Here is a 13,143-nt window from a genome sequence, read left to right on the forward strand (position 1 = left end):
GCAAGCTGCCTCCCACAAAGCGATCTATGACCTCAACTGATCGGCATTACTCCTAGATTGCCGATGCCAAGCCACGATTTAACTACCCCTTTTCTGACCCTCTTTTTTCTAGCCCTCTCAGGCTTCTTTAAAATCAATAACTTACGGAAGCCTAAGAAAAAAGGGTCAAACAGTGTTGGGCACGTGATTTCTCTTTAAAAACGGAGGGTTATAAGGCAAGGTGTCTACTTCACTGCCGTATAGGCAGCTTAGAAAAACCTGGAGGACGCCAACCTGAGCGGCGCCTACTTCACTGCCGTATAGGCAGCTTAGAAAGGCGAGGATGAGTGGCAGTTCGCAGGCTGGTGCTTCACTGCCGTATAGGCAGCTTAGAAAATCCACGGCGCTGATACGCCCGCCGTTGGCGCCTTCACTGCCGTATAGGCAGCTTAGAAAATATGTTGATGTGGCACGACCAGCCCGCGTGTCTTCACTGCCGTATAGGCAGCTTAGAAATTGGTGTCAGGGTCGCGATCTGAAGCGCCCCACTTCACTGCCGTATAGGCAGCTTAGAAACATATGGCTAGGCGGGCGTCGCCGAACGACATCTTCACTGCCGTGTAGGCAGCTTAGAAACAGCTCCGAATCACCGCCAGGCGCTCGTGCGATCTTCACTGCCGTGTAGGCAGCTTAGAAAAGGCCGAGGCCGCAGAACGGCACAGGAAGCGCCTTCACTGCCGTGTAGGCAGCCCAGAAACCTCCTACATGTATGACCAGCAGCATCCAGATGGTTATTCGGTGACGCCCTTCCCGGATAAATCCGGTCCCACAGAAAGCGCAGTATCAGGGTCCGGTGAACATTGCTTTCATCGGACCCATTGCCTATATTCCCGCTCGGCGCTATCCACGCCTCCATCCGCGGAAAGGGCTGCGCCCAGGATCTTGCCTCTCGCATTCGTCACTACGACTCCCGACCTTCAAGCGGACAAGGTTTGTGCAAGGAGATCGTATGTCTACTCGTTCTGCGTCATTGTCCAATGACGGTCGTATCAACCTTGAGCAGCAGCGCAAGCGGGCCAAGGAGCTTTTGCAGCGTATGAAAAATGGCGCTGCGCCTGATGAGCTTTCGCTGATTTCACGTAATCATTCCTCCGCGCCTGTGACGCTGTCCGATGCTCAGTGGCTGATCGCCCGGGAGTTGGGTTTCAGCAGTTGGCCCAAGCTCAAGGCGCATGTGGATGCGGTGGATTTTGCGGCGCGGCATCCGGATTTCGAGGCGAGTGATGAGGCGCGGACGGTGCATTGGCGTTGCGGCAATGACATTGCGCACAGCCTGCAACTGGCGGGTTTCAAGGGTTCATTTCGGATGCTGGCGGACCCGCTGTGCATGGGGCCGGTTCAGGATTTGCCTGCCGAGGCGTACAAGGCGCTTCGCGGTCAGTTCATCAGCGATGCTTTCGGGATTGATGTGGCCGATGCTGCGCAACGGCTCGACGATGAATACTCGAACCTTACGCAGTTGAGCGACGCCGACCATAGTGTGCTGTGGTGTGAAGCGGATGCTTATGACCAGCTTTTCCTGATTCGGGCGCTGGCGGGGCTTGAGCGTCTGCCGCGCAAGCTTGAGCTGATTGAGGTGGATCGTGTGCCCGGCGTTCAGCGTTTTATCGGTATCGGGCAACTGGCTCCCGATGTGCTTGCCTGGCTTTGGCCGCAGCGCAGGCTGATCGATGAGGACGCGCTGCTGTTGGCGCGCCAGGCGTGGCTGGCTTATTGCGATTCATCTCCCGTCGCGTTGGCGAAACTGGCTCATGAACCGAACGCTGCCCTACCCTTTCTCGCGCCGGCGCTGTTGCGGCAATTGCAGGAGTTGCCGGGTATTCGCGATGGTTTGTCGCTCACTGAGCGTCTGGCTTTGCAGTGTGTGGACGAAGCAGGCCCGGTGGCATGCGGCAGGGTTTTCGCCGAGCTGATGGCCAAACGCGAACCGCTGCCGTTTCTTGGGGATTTGATGTTTCACGCGATGATGCGACCGCTGATCGATACTCCGCGCCCTTTGCTGATCGAGTCGGAGGCTCATCTGGAATGGCCTCGTCGTCTGTTGACGATTACGCCATTGGGCAAGCAGGTTTTGAGGGGTGAAGCATATTGGCTGGAGCATGCTGCTCATGAGCGTTGGGTCGGTGGTGTCTGCATACGTCCTGGGCAGTCTCATTGGGTGATTGATGAGCAGCTATTGCCGGTTTGGCGTGAACAGCTGACTGGCTTCTCTGAATGAGCAGTGATTGAAACAGGCATCGAACGGCCAGCAGTTGCCACGTCTCGCAGTGCGCGTTAGTCTCCGCGCCGTTCGCTGCAAAATCAGCGGCCGGGTTTGACGATCCGATCTATCCAGGCGTATCAGCGTCTCCCCCACTGCCTCAGGCTTACGCTTGAAGTACGTGTTATGGCGGCTGTGCGTCGGAGACCTTCGGGTCTGCCGGTTTCCTGGATACCGGTTCGTCAACCTTCGCACAGCTGCCACCCATTCGTTTGACGACGTTGTTTGGCAGCTTCAATCATCCAGGAGCTACGCCGATGTACCCCCTCAATCCCTCTGCGCCCTGCACAGAACAATTTGAAGCCCTCGTTTTCAACCGCCATCACCGCGCATTGCGTGCCGTCGTGTGTGACGCTCAGGCATGGTTTTGTCTGGCAGACCTTGCGCGCCTGATGGGCAAGAAGCTGGACGAACGCGCCACCCTCAAGCTCGACCCGGATCAACGTCGCACAGCCTGGCTGCAAGCCCATGGCCGTTGGGAAAAGTGCGTGCTGCTCAGTGAATCCGGTGTGTTTGCGATGCTGGTTCACCATTACATCCCCGAAAACCGCGCCTTGCGTCACTGGCTGACTCATGACGTGTTGCCGGTTTTGCATCAGCAACATGCGGTCACGGGCGATCAACCGTGCCTGAATCAGATGCAATGGTTCGGCAATGCCCTGAGCGTATTGCAATGGCGTAACGAATCATGGATTCGGTTTCGGGATATGCCACATGTGGTGATGGAGGTCCCGCCGCAGCCCAGGCAAGGAATGTGGCGCAAGGTTTGGGGCGCGTTTGGTAGCTGAGGTGATACAGGCCTTCACGATCAACGGCTTTTGCCTTCACTGCCTTATAGGCAGTGAAGTCGATTGCCGGACGGCGACATTCATCCGGTGATTTTCTGAGCTGCCTATACGGCAGTGAAGCCGCCCTGGTAAGCAGCAGCGTGTCATTCGTTTTTCTGAGCTGCCTACACGGCAGTGAAGTCATGGGCACCACCCTACTGCTGGCCGAGGCCTTTCTGAGCTGCCTACACGGCAGTGAAGTTACGGCTCTCAGGACTGTGCGATTTGAATCTTTTCTGAGCTGCCTACACGGCAGTGAAGGCAAGTGGAAGGCGACAGCATGCAGGGTGCGGTTTCTGAGCTGCCTATACGGCAGTGAAGCTGCTGCTGTTCTTCGGGGGTGATCCTGAACATTTCTGAGCTGCCTATACGGCAGTGAAGGCGGCGGGCTTCATCTTCACTTGAGGCTGACTTTTCTGAGCTGCCTATACGGCAGTGAAGACAGACAACTCATACCGGTCGCAGCTTTGGTCGTTTCTGAGCTGCCTATACGGCAGTGAAGTAGACACTTTGCTCGATAACCCTCCGTTTTCAAAGAAAAATATGCACCTGAAGCCGTTTTACCCCTTTTTTCATCAACCTTTGTAAGTCATTGATTTTTAAAGCACGAACCTGAGACGAAAAAAAGAGGGTCAAGAAAGGGTTCATTCCTGGCCGTTGTAGACAGGTGTTCAAACACTATGCGACATAGCCGTACCTGTTGATATGTCGCAGCCAAGGCCCCTCCCACGAAAATTCATTGCCCGCGATGCATCTCACGGGTAGATCCGATCCCAGTGGGAGGGGGCTTGCCCGCGACAGGGCACACTCTTCACTGCCGCATAGGCAGCTCAGAAATGCACCGCTGCTGATATTCGCACTGCCTGCGTTTTGAACCATGCATTTTTCATTGCCCCGTCGCGGGCAAGCGCGCTCCTGCGTATTTTCAGAGCACCATATATGCTTCTTCGTGAATGAATTCGTTCCTGCAATCGTTTGCGAATGGCAAAGTGTTAAAAAACCTGACCAAGTGGTTTATATATTTATCAAGCGTTTTTTATGGCATGACAGGCACAATATTGTAAAAGAATTTGACGGCCATTATTTTGATGTTAATCTCTGCGCGCTTTTTCAGTGGGCCGTTATCTGCCTCGGGAAGTTTCAATACTCCCACCCACTCTGAAAGGCCTCTATCCAGGGTACTGCCAGCGCCTGGATACGAGAGCAGCTACAAGAATTAAAATAAAAACAGTCAGCCAGGTTTTCAGAATATGCGCCGTCAAGAACGCAAAAAATTGCCGCTCCCGTTCCTATCCTCCATGCCTTGCGCTTCTCTGCGGGCTGCCTTGTTGCGCTAACTTCAAAAACATCATTGATTCGCTTATGCCTGAGGCCATGCATCTTGTGTCATGCGTTGCCTCACCCGTTGTTGTTCCAGCAGTACTTATAAACAATAAAAAAGGTGCTTAGCACCACAGGGATGTCACACATGACAACAGCTATAAAACAAAGTGCCGAATCCGTTGTATCTATCGCTCAACAGGAAGTCAGAACTTTCCGTTTTGATGACCAACAGTCCAAACTGCTGCATACATTCTCGCAAGAGTTGGCGGCCATTGGCGGGCCGCAAGCTGCGGGCGCGAGGGCCAAGGCTTCTGTGGCGGCCACTGAGTTGAAGTTCTCGATGTCGAAAGAGCAATGCGAACTTCTGGGTGCTTATTCCGATGGTCTTATCTCGCTGCTGATATTTGAAGGTTTGCAAAAGATCAGCGATGTCAGCCCTCCCGATGAGTTGCCGGAGCTGGAAGCACTGGAGAATCGAGACGACGTACTGTGCATGGCCGCACGTAATCAGATCCTGTTGAAGCTTGTGGATAACAGTTCCTTTGCCTATGACATGGACAACGAAGGCAAACTGGTTCGTCTGGTCGCCAACTTCAAAGGCGGAGGCTTGACTAAAATCGAGGCCGAGCCAGAGATCAAGGAACTGAGTTCCCATTCAGGCCTGGCGCTCGGGCCTCATACCGAAGCACCTTACTGGTGTGCCGTGAACGCTCAGGACGGGCATTCGCCTTCACCGTCTTCGCTGATACTGTCAGCCCTCTGGAATCCGAGCCAGGAGCCGACCACAGTCATTCCGCTCCCACCGATACTGGACAAGATCGGTGTCACCAACTGTCTGGCATTAACCACCGGCAGTTTCCAGTTCACCCGCAGCGACTCTTTTGTCAGCGGTAAAGGTGAAGATGGTAAAGGCGTGTCGATTCTGGAGTTCGATAATAAAGTCGGCTTTGCGGCCCGCTTCAATTCATATCGTTTTTCAGTCAATGAAAACGCTTCGCCCTTCGTGAAAAAAGCCTACGCGGCTCTTTGCGACGGTATTAAAGAAAGCACGCCGTATGAGTACGTACTGACTCAGGAGTCGGCCATTATCATCAATAATATTCGGGCCTTGCATTGCCGGGATGTCATCAAGGATAACCGGCGGGTACTGGTCCGTATCTTTGGCATGTCCAAGTTCTCTTCCCCTCTCGTTATTTCAGAGGACCCGCTGTTGCTGCGTGGGTGATTGCGTTGCTCTCGGTTTTGCCGAGATTCTTGAACGGCCAGCCATGCAGATGGCTGGCCTGTATGGGTAATGAGGGAATGTGATGTCTTGGGATTTGATTGGCATGTTGGCGCTCGTGGCTTTTTGCGCCGGTTTTTTTGATGCGATTGCCGGAGGCGGCGGGCTGATAACATTGCCGGCACTGTTTCTGGCCGGTGTCGACCCGATCAGTGCAATTGCCACAAACAAGTTCCAGGCGGCTTCGGCAACCATTTCGGCAACGGTCACCTTTGCTCGCAAGGGCATGATCGAATGGCGGGAAGGTCGTTTTCTGGTGTTATGCGGGTTTATTGGCGGTGCCAGTGGTGCGTTACTGGTCAGCTCCATCGACAAGCACTATCTGGAAGTCTGTGTACCGATCATGCTGATTCTGGTTGCGCTGTATTTTGCTTTTTCGCCAAAGATCGGCAATGAAGATCGCCGCAAAAGAATCGGTATTCTATTGTTCTCATTTACCGTTGCGCCTGCCTTGGGTTTTTACGACGGTGTATTTGGCCCTGGTGTCGGTTCGTTCTTCATTGTGGGTTTCGTCCTGCTGTGCGGCCTGGGAATGATGAGAGCAATGAGTTTTACCAAACTGGCCAATGCTTCCTGCAACCTGGGTTCTCTGTCGGTCTTTATCACCAAGGGCGTGATTATCTGGCCGATAGCAATTGCCATGGCCCTGGCGGCCTTCATTGGCGCTCAACTGGGTGCACGGGCCGCTGTAAAGGTTGGCCCAAAGTTGATCAAACCCATGTTGGTCGTGGTGTGCTGCGCGCTGGCCATTAAACTCTTGAGCGTGGAAACCAACCCGTTGCGCGTTGCATTCATGCACACACTGGCTTCGTTATGATCAATCTGCCGGCGTTAACCCGCGATTCTCGACTTCGGTCCCGGTTGCAGTTTGATGAAACGCCGGCGGGCCCTGCCTGTTATTTTTCACAAGCCTTCGAGGGGTATGAACTTGAAGGTCGAATCCTGTCGAACCCAGCAACGCCAGATGCAATGCCGCAGGTTCTGGCCATTCATGGCGCTCGCTCGGATTACAGCAAACTGAACGGCATTCTGTACCCTTTGCAGGCATCGGGCGTTGCCAGTTTGAGTTTCAATCTTTCCGGGCACAACACAACAACTGATATCCCGTTAGCAGACACTTCCCTGGCCAATAACCTGCAAGAAGCCTTGCGGTTTGCCGATTGCCTGGGCACAGGTTTCAATACCGTGATCGGCCACAGCATGGGCGGAGCACTGGCCCTGAAAGTGGCTGAAGCCCACAGAACCAGCGTCAAGAAGATCGTCCTGTTTTGCCCTGCCCTGTATGCAGATGCGGCGTATCAACAACCGTTTGGCGAGCCGTTCAAACGTGCCATTTCGGTCCCCTGTAACTTTCTCGACTCATCGTCGCTTGAGTTCCTGCGCGATTTCGAGGGAGAACTCATGCTGGTAATCGGCGAGTTCGATGGTCTTGAATCCACGGCTTTCGGCAAAGTTTCCGGTACATCGGTGGGGACAGTGACAATAGATCAGGGCACGCCGCAAGAACGCATCATCAATAGCGCGATTCCTTATGAAGTGATCGAAGCCATTGAAAAGAACCTGCTTCCCCATCAGTTCAAAAAGCATGTTCTGCCCGAATGCGACCATGCTGTTTCGGCCTGGTTTCGCAATAACCCGGAATATGCGCAGCAACTTTCGTTAGAGATTTCAGATTTCATCAATAGCTGAACTCGCCGACAGAATACCCACTCGCTCTTTTCGACTGGTCTATCGTTGAACCTGATCGCCCCATGAAGGGACGGCCGTTCATAACATGGAGAAGTCTATGAAGAAGCTGGTGATGGCGACATTCGCTGCAACTCTATTGCTGGGTAGCGTCACGGCTCCGGCCCTTGCCGAGAGCGAGCTGGAGAAAGGCGTCCGGCACGATGCCCGTGAAGTGGAAAAGGGTGTCAAACATGACGCCGAAGAAGTCGACAAAGGTGCCAAGCACGACGATGAAGAACGCCATAAGGCGGACAAGCATGTCGACAAGGAAGAGAAGAAACTTCTCTGACCTGCCCTGGATATCCAGAACCTGGCCGTCAGCCAAGAACTGACGGCCATCCCTGTCATTCGCCCTTCTCGTCCTTTACTTTCTGCGCCACTTCACCGGCCATGGAAGTTGTCACTACGCCCCCCACACCTGGCACGACTCGCGTGACGGTTTCGTTGACGGAGGTGCTGATAGTGCGGGTGTATTCCTCAATCTGAATGCCGCCACGCATGTGGGCAGAAACCACTTGAGGCGTAAGAACCGTACGGGTGATGGTGGAGCTGATGGTGCGGAACAGGTTGCCCAAGGCTGAAACGATGGAAATGACGGTCAGCGCCGCAAAGGGAATCGAGAGCCACATGATGCTCATCTTGAACAGCGCATTCCGGGTGGTCAGCCCGTTGAGGCTTCGGCAATAGATGATCGCAGCCACCAGATAAGCACTGGCAAGTACGGCAATAGCCAGCGGGTCACGAATATCGAAGGCCAGTCGGGCAAGCAGCAGGCCGTAAATGACCACACTGGTGAGCACATCCGGGATCAGGCTTTTCAGGCCATCCACAGCTTTGGAGATGTTGTAGATCACAAAACCGATCACCACGATCCAGCCAATCACCGGGATGACAGCCAGTGCCATGATCAGCACTGACAACAGCAGGCCACGGATGATGCCGTGATGCAGGTTGTTCTTGATCAGGAAATAGACGAAGTAGCTACAGGAAAACAGCGCAATCAATGCGAATGAAACGCCAGCGGCTTCGGGTTGCAGAAAAAAGCTCAGGCAGCCCACGGCGAGCATGAAGGCCAGACACAGGTAACCACTTTGATTCATTGATGTTCGTCCATGACGGAAGCTCTGCGCATCCTGCGAGGTTGGGCCGAGCCGTGATTGAAGTTACAGCGGTATCGGCGTGACATCATTCATCTTTAAAAGTAATCCATCGCTCTCACTTCAACGACGCCTCAAGAAACCCCACCAGCGCCTGCATCCGCGCACTGCGGTGCTTGCGCGAGGGCACCAGCAAAAGAATCGGCGCGCTCTCGAACGACCAGCCCGCGAGTACCCGCACAAGGGCGCCGCTCTGGATGGCATCGTTTACATCCCACTCGGAGCGCAGGACCAACCCTTGATCCTGCTCGGCCCAACGGCGCGCAACGCTGCCATCGTTGCAGAGCATCGCAGGCTCGATACGCAGCGTATGCCGGGCGGTCTGTTTGCGCAGGTGCCAGAGCGTGACGTCTTCTTCGTTTTCGCGAATGCAGATGCAACGATGGTTAGCCAGTTCGGCCGGGCTCTGCGGTACACCGTAAGTTTTCAGATACTGCGGGCTGGCACACAGCCAACGCTCGTTTTGCACCAGCGTGCGGGCAACCCATGAGCTGTCATTGATGCTGCCGATATGGATCACGGCGTCGCTGTCATACCGATCAGGCCAAGGAGTTTCGCGCAGGTCCAGATGCAGGCGCAGCCCTGGGTGCAGCTTCGCAAACCGGGCGAGCAGTGGCGCGATGCGTTGGCGACCGTAGCCGAAGGGCGCGGCGAGTCGCAGGGTGCCGCTCAACTGATCGTCTGGCTGCTTGAAAGACTCGGGCAGTGCTTCCAGCCGCTCCAGCAAGGCTGCGCTTTCTTTGGCAAAACGCTCGCCTTCCGCCGTCAGGCTCAGGCGTCGGGCATCCCGATTGGCCAGGTTGGAACCCAGCAAAGCCTCCAGCTTGCGCAAGCGCATGGACAGCGCCGGAGGTGAAACATTGAGGGTTCTGGCGGCTGCGCTCAGGGATTCGGAGCGCGCCAGGGTCACGGCCAGACGCAGATCTTCGATGGTGATCATTCAATTTTACTTAATCATAAGTGACAGCCGATTTAACCATGGATTTACGGTTGATCAGTAGAGTGAGGCCATCAGTCGACATTGGAGAACCGACCATGCCCACCGCTCTCTCTACTCTTGAAACGCCTGCTGCGATCATTGATGTGGCCAGAATGCAGCGCAATATCCAGCGTATGCAGCAGCGCATGGACGGCCTGGGCGTTCGCCTGCGCCCTCATGTCAAAACCAGCAAGTGCCTGCCGGTGATCGAGGCGCAGATAGCAGCAGGTGCCAGTGGTGTCACGGTGTCGACCCTGAAAGAAGCCGCGCACTGCTTTGCGGCCGGGATCACTGACATTCTCTATGCGGTCGCCATGGTGCCCGGCAAGTTAGCTCAAGCACTGGCGCTCAAACGTCAGGGTTGCAAGCTGAGCATCATCACCGACAGCGTTGCCGGAGCTCAGGCCATCGTCGCTTTTGGCCAGGAGCAAGGTGAGGTGCTGAACGTCTGGATCGAAGTCGACAGCGATGGCCATCGCTCTGGAATCAAGTACGACGACGATGTGCTGATCGAGGTCGCTCAGGTGCTGCATGACGGCGGAATGCATCTCGTCGGGGTCATGACTCATGCAGGCTCCAGCTATGAACTGAACACCCCCGAAGCCCTGCAACGGTTGGCCGAGCAAGAGCGTTATCAATGCGTCAGCGCCGCCGAGCGGATTCGGGCGGCAGGGCTGCCGTGCCCGCAGGTGAGTGTCGGCTCGACACCCACCGCGCTGTCGGCTGCCGATCTGCAAGGCGTCACCGAAGTGCGCGCCGGGGTCTATGTGTTCTTTGATCTGGTGATGCATAACGTCGGTGTGTGCCAGGCCGATGAACTGGCCTTGAGCGTTCTGACCACGGTCATCGGCCATCAACTGGACAAGGGCTGGGTGATTACCGACTCGGGCTGGATGGCCATGAGCCGCGACCGTGGCACGCAACGTCAGCAGCAGGATTTCGCCTATGGCCAGGTGTGCAGCGAAGACGGCCAATGGATCGACGGCACCCTTCTGCACAGCGCCAACCAAGAGCACGGCATCGTGACTCTGCAAGCGTCAGCAGGCAGCGACCTGACCGCCTTCTTCCCGATAGGCAGCCGCCTGCGCATCCTGCCGAACCATGCCTGCGCGACGGGTGCGCAATTTCCTCATTACCACGCCCTTGATGCCAATGGCGAAACGCACATCTGGAGTCGTCTGCATGGCTGGTAATCCGATTGACCTGATCCACACCCCGAATGCTGCGGCACCGGGCGGGCATTATTCACAGGCCGTGCGTCATCAAGGCTTGTTGTGGGTGTCCGGCCAGTTACCGGTACGCGCCGATGGCAGCCACAGTGTCGATGAGCCTTTCGAGGTACAGGCCACGATTGCCCTGAATAACCTGATGGCGATTCTCGAAAAGGCTGACAGTGGGGCAGATGATCTTCTGAAGGTGACCGTCTATATCGTCGGCATCGAACACTGGCCCGCGTTCGATCAACTCTATGCCCGCTGCCTGGGCCAACATCGCCCGGCACGCGCGGTGGTGCCCGTGCCGGTTTTGCATCATGGGTATCTGATTGAGATCGAGGCGGTTGCGCGGTGTGAGGACTGACGTCAACGCAGGAACCCGGCCCATGCCGACACCAGCAACAACACCGCCATGCCACGGTTCAGCCGCTGCATGGCCTGCCCGGACTTGAGCAGCCGCGCCGATCCACGGCCCAGCAATGCCCAGCACGCCATGCAGGGCAGCGATACCAGGAAGAACACCAGCGCCAGATCGACCACCGTGCCCTGGCTGAAGACACTGACGACCGCCAGCGCCATCATCCATGTCTTGGGGTTGACCACTTGCAGGCCTGCCGCGCCGACAAAACCGAGCCGTTGCTGTTTGTCGTCCTGCTCGATGGTGCTGGCACTGGTGAAAATCTTCCACGCCAGCCAGGTCAACCACGCCACACCGACAACCGACATCAGCGTCTGAGCACCCGGAATCTGTACCAGAGAACGTCCCACGCCAGTCCCGACCACCAGCACCAGTGCCGCTGCGCCCATGCAGCCACCGAAAATGATCGGCAGGCTGGCCCGCAGGCCATAACGGGCGCTGTTGCTCAGGACCAGAATATTGGTCGGGCCAGGGGTAATCGAGGAAACAAAGGCAAACAGCAGGAAGGACAACATGAGCACAACTCCGGAAGCGGGATGCGCTCATGCTCGCCCGGTATGCGGCCTTAGTCTGGAAGATCCGTGCAGCGGTTTCGATAGGCCGATGGTGTCATGCCGTTGGCTCGCAGAAACCATCGACCCAGGTGGCTCTGATCGGCAAAACCCAGGTCACTGGCAACCTGAACGGGCAACGCTCCGGCAGCCAGCATCCTTCGGGCCTGGGCCAGACGCAGTTGCACAAGATAGGCATGGGGTGGCAAGCCAAATGCCGACTTGAAGGCACGACTCAGACGAAAACGATCCACGCCGCAGACCTGAGCCAGCTCATCAAGGCCAAGATCGCGTCGAAAGTTGGCATGCAGATAGTCACGGGCGCGCAAGGCGACCTGTGGCAGACGCGGGTCCTGATTCTGCCGAAGCCGCCAGCGCAGATTGCCGGTCAGCCGCTCCAGCAATCCATCGAGCGCGCTTTGCCGGAACAACCGCGTTTCCTGCCCATGCAGCGCGGCAAAAGCAAAAAGAGTGGCGTTGGTCAGTCGCGGGTCGCTTGCCAGAGTGCTGGCGAACCCCAGTTGATAGCCATCTGGCGCGTCTTCAAACAGCGAGGGCAACTCACGGGCCACCCAGTCCGGGTCGAGGTAAAGCATCCGGTACGTAAAACCGTCTGCACTTGGCGCATCCCCATCATGAATCTCCCCCGGCTCCAGCATGAACACCTGCCCCGGCGTACAGGCATAACGCTGCCGCCGACAATGAAACTGCTGCACACCCTGCTCCGTGACACCCACCAGATAACTGTCATGCCAATGCGGATCGTAGACATGAGCATTCCCCTGGAAATGGGCATGCAACGTCTCGATACCGGTGTCGCGGTCCTGAGCAAGATTGATCCAGTTGCTCTGAGTCATGGTGGGCTTACAGGGTTTGGGGTCGGGTTGAGTGTTATCGCGTATGGGAGGCGGGAAGTCTAGAAGGTTTGTGCAGGGTTGGCTGATCACGGCCCTCAAAACCTGTAGGACCGGATTCATCCGGGAAAGGGGTATTTCAAACGACATATCTATGTCGGACGTACCCTTTCGCGAATGAATCCGCCTACCGAGTAAGGCGGATCAGTTAAGGTCATGAATTACTTTGTGGGAGGCAGCTTGCTGGCGACTTCAGTGTCATGCAGGCAGCTTAGAAACGCCTGGGTGAATACCTGCTCGACCGAGTCGAGTTCACTGCCGTGTAGCCAAATTTCTGAGCTGCCTATACGGCAGTGAAGTCGCGGCGCTGAGAGCGCAGCTTCGTTGGGTCTTTCTGAGCTGCCTATACGGCAGTGAAGTCGCGGGTTTTTTATTGCCTGGAGAATCGCATTTTCTGAGCTGCCTATACGGCAGTGAAGACTGTGAAACAGTTCCGAGAATATTTGACTTG

Annotated in this window: 12 protein-coding genes and 2 CRISPR repeat arrays; of the genes, 8 read left to right on the plus strand and 4 right to left on the minus strand. The window is 56.0% G+C overall.

Going from position 1 to position 13,143, the window contains the following annotated elements:
• Positions 1 to 227: 227 nt before the first annotated feature.
• Positions 228 to 736: direct repeats of the CRISPR family, unit length 28 nt; unit sequence CTTCACTGCCGTATAGGCAGCTTAGAAA.
• A gap of 252 nt (positions 737 to 988) precedes the next feature.
• The 6 genes from JL015_RS07595 (at position 989) to JL015_RS07620 (ending at position 7,748) form a co-directional block, all read left to right on the plus strand.
• Positions 989 to 2,257 carry a DUF1835 domain-containing protein gene (locus JL015_RS07595; protein WP_201017999.1) on the plus strand — a complete coding sequence of 423 codons (1,269 nt, stop codon included), beginning with the start codon at positions 989 to 991 and terminating at the stop codon, positions 2,255 to 2,257.
• A 299-nt stretch (positions 2,258 to 2,556) separates the two neighbouring features.
• Complete coding sequence (locus tag JL015_RS07600) at positions 2,557 to 3,087, plus strand: BRO-N domain-containing protein (RefSeq protein WP_201005900.1); 531 nt, start codon at positions 2,557 to 2,559, stop codon at positions 3,085 to 3,087.
• Positions 3,088 to 3,179: 92 nt separating this feature from the next.
• Positions 3,180 to 3,628: direct repeats of the CRISPR family, unit length 28 nt; unit sequence TTTCTGAGCTGCCTATACGGCAGTGAAG.
• A gap of 966 nt (positions 3,629 to 4,594) precedes the next feature.
• Entirely contained in the window at positions 4,595 to 5,674 is a 1,080-nt protein-coding gene (locus JL015_RS07605) for a hypothetical protein (RefSeq protein WP_201018000.1), read from the plus strand.
• An 82-nt stretch (positions 5,675 to 5,756) separates the two neighbouring features.
• Positions 5,757 to 6,548, plus strand: a complete 792-nt coding sequence (locus tag JL015_RS07610) for a TSUP family transporter (protein WP_201005904.1) — start codon at positions 5,757 to 5,759, stop codon at positions 6,546 to 6,548.
• Positions 6,545 to 7,420 carry an alpha/beta fold hydrolase gene (locus JL015_RS07615; RefSeq protein ID WP_201018001.1) on the plus strand — a complete coding sequence of 292 codons (876 nt, stop codon included), beginning with the start codon at positions 6,545 to 6,547 and terminating at the stop codon, positions 7,418 to 7,420. Before JL015_RS07610 ends, JL015_RS07615 begins: the two co-directional genes overlap by 4 nt.
• Positions 7,421 to 7,517: 97 nt before the next feature.
• The gene (locus JL015_RS07620; RefSeq protein ID WP_201005909.1) at positions 7,518 to 7,748 is read left to right on the plus strand and encodes a hypothetical protein; all 231 of its coding nucleotides are present in this window, start codon (positions 7,518 to 7,520) and stop codon (positions 7,746 to 7,748) included.
• A gap of 55 nt (positions 7,749 to 7,803) precedes the next feature.
• On the opposite strand, the gene JL015_RS07625 is transcribed toward JL015_RS07620, so the two are convergent.
• Together JL015_RS07625 and JL015_RS07630 are read right to left on the minus strand one after the other, a co-directional pair.
• Entirely contained in the window at positions 7,804 to 8,559 is a 756-nt protein-coding gene (locus tag JL015_RS07625; protein ID WP_201018002.1) for a hypothetical protein, read from the minus strand.
• Positions 8,560 to 8,674: 115 nt separating this feature from the next.
• Positions 8,675 to 9,556 (minus strand): LysR family transcriptional regulator, encoded by an 882-nt coding sequence (locus tag JL015_RS07630; RefSeq protein WP_201018003.1) that lies wholly within the window; start codon positions 9,554 to 9,556, stop codon positions 8,675 to 8,677.
• Between the two features lie 95 nt (positions 9,557 to 9,651).
• Here JL015_RS07630 and JL015_RS07635 point away from each other — a divergent pair, with 95 nt between their 5' ends.
• On the plus strand, positions 9,652 to 10,788 hold the full coding sequence (locus JL015_RS07635; RefSeq protein ID WP_201018004.1) for a DSD1 family PLP-dependent enzyme: 1,137 nt from the start codon (positions 9,652 to 9,654) through the stop codon (positions 10,786 to 10,788).
• Entirely contained in the window at positions 10,778 to 11,173 is a 396-nt protein-coding gene (locus tag JL015_RS07640) for a RidA family protein (RefSeq protein WP_201018005.1), read from the plus strand. Before JL015_RS07635 ends, JL015_RS07640 begins: the two co-directional genes overlap by 11 nt.
• A gap of 2 nt (positions 11,174 to 11,175) precedes the next feature.
• Here the strand turns inward: JL015_RS07640 and JL015_RS07645 are convergent, their stop codons facing one another.
• Complete coding sequence (locus JL015_RS07645) at positions 11,176 to 11,742, minus strand: LysE family translocator (RefSeq protein WP_201018006.1); 567 nt, start codon at positions 11,740 to 11,742, stop codon at positions 11,176 to 11,178.
• Between the two features lie 50 nt (positions 11,743 to 11,792).
• The gene (locus JL015_RS07650) at positions 11,793 to 12,635 is read right to left on the minus strand and encodes an AraC family transcriptional regulator (protein WP_201018007.1); all 843 of its coding nucleotides are present in this window, start codon (positions 12,633 to 12,635) and stop codon (positions 11,793 to 11,795) included.
• Between the last annotated feature and the right edge of the window lie 508 nt (positions 12,636 to 13,143).

This window comes from Pseudomonas cichorii (assembly GCF_015471405.1).
GTDB lineage: Bacteria > Pseudomonadota > Gammaproteobacteria > Pseudomonadales > Pseudomonadaceae > Aquipseudomonas > Aquipseudomonas serbiensis.

Excerpts from the sequence above, each read along its gene's own strand:
- JL015_RS07595 (WP_201017999.1), top strand. The coding sequence starts at position 989 with ATGTCTACTCGTTCTGCGTCATTGTCCAATGACGGTCGTATCAACCTT.
- JL015_RS07600 (WP_201005900.1), top strand. The coding sequence starts at position 2,557 with ATGTACCCCCTCAATCCCTCTGCGCCCTGCACAGAACAATTTGAAGCC.
- JL015_RS07630 (WP_201018003.1), bottom strand. The coding sequence starts at position 9,556 with ATGATCACCATCGAAGATCTGCGTCTGGCCGTGACCCTGGCGCGCTCC.
- JL015_RS07605 (WP_201018000.1), top strand. The coding sequence starts at position 4,595 with ATGACAACAGCTATAAAACAAAGTGCCGAATCCGTTGTATCTATCGCT.
- JL015_RS07610 (WP_201005904.1), top strand. The coding sequence starts at position 5,757 with ATGTCTTGGGATTTGATTGGCATGTTGGCGCTCGTGGCTTTTTGCGCC.
- JL015_RS07650 (WP_201018007.1), bottom strand. The coding sequence starts at position 12,635 with ATGACTCAGAGCAACTGGATCAATCTTGCTCAGGACCGCGACACCGGT.
- JL015_RS07645 (WP_201018006.1), bottom strand. The coding sequence starts at position 11,742 with ATGTTGTCCTTCCTGCTGTTTGCCTTTGTTTCCTCGATTACCCCTGGC.
- JL015_RS07625 (WP_201018002.1), bottom strand. The coding sequence starts at position 8,559 with ATGAATCAAAGTGGTTACCTGTGTCTGGCCTTCATGCTCGCCGTGGGC.
- JL015_RS07620 (WP_201005909.1), top strand. The coding sequence starts at position 7,518 with ATGAAGAAGCTGGTGATGGCGACATTCGCTGCAACTCTATTGCTGGGT.
- JL015_RS07640 (WP_201018005.1), top strand. The coding sequence starts at position 10,778 with ATGGCTGGTAATCCGATTGACCTGATCCACACCCCGAATGCTGCGGCA.
- JL015_RS07635 (WP_201018004.1), top strand. The coding sequence starts at position 9,652 with ATGCCCACCGCTCTCTCTACTCTTGAAACGCCTGCTGCGATCATTGAT.
- JL015_RS07615 (WP_201018001.1), top strand. The coding sequence starts at position 6,545 with ATGATCAATCTGCCGGCGTTAACCCGCGATTCTCGACTTCGGTCCCGG.